This is a genomic window from Rhodococcus sp. R1101 (assembly GCF_000278445.1).
Taxonomy (GTDB): domain Bacteria; phylum Actinomycetota; class Actinomycetes; order Mycobacteriales; family Mycobacteriaceae; genus Rhodococcus; species Rhodococcus gordoniae.
In genome coordinates, this window is record NZ_AJVB01000908.1 from 1 (window position 1) to 592 (window position 592).

1 protein-coding gene is annotated in these 592 nt (G+C 70.6%); it reads right to left on the bottom strand.

Annotated elements, in window-relative coordinates:
* Positions 1–41: 41 nt before the first annotated feature.
* On the bottom strand, positions 42–592 hold a 551-nt coding region (locus R1101_RS0125145), incomplete at its 5' end, for an NAD(P)H-binding protein (protein WP_016935848.1).

The window sequence follows — 592 nt, forward strand, 5'->3', positions numbered from 1 at the left end:
GGTTGCCCCCTGCTACCGGGGGCGGACTGCTGGACGGGGAACTACCTCAGCGCGTCGAGTGCCTCGTCGATCGGGACGTCACCGTTGTCGAACTCGATGGTGCGGCCCACCGTCTCCGGGCGCTCGAGCACGGCTGCAGCGACGGCCGCCACGTCGGCGCGTGAGACCTGCCCCTTGTCTCTCGCCCCGTGCCCTTCGATGTGGATGCGGCCGGTGGGCGGGTCGAGGGTCAGCGCGCTCGGACCGAGGATCGTCCAGTCGAGGTCGGTGCCCCGCAGATGGGCATCCGCGGCCGACTTGGCCTCGGCATAGGCGTAGAAGCCGTTGTCCTCGGGGACGCCGTGGTCGGGGCGGGCCCCGAAATACGACACCATCACGTACCGGCGCACCCCGGCCTCCTGCGCGGCGGTCATCGAGGCGATCGCCGCGTCCCGGTCCACCGCATAGGTACGTTCGGGATTCCCTCCGCCCGCACCTGCGGACCAGACCACCGCGTCGTGGCCGCGCAGCAACTCGGTCATCTCGGCGATGTCCATCTTCTCGACGTCGGCCACGACGGGGGTGCCACCGGCAGCGCGTACATCGTCGGCAT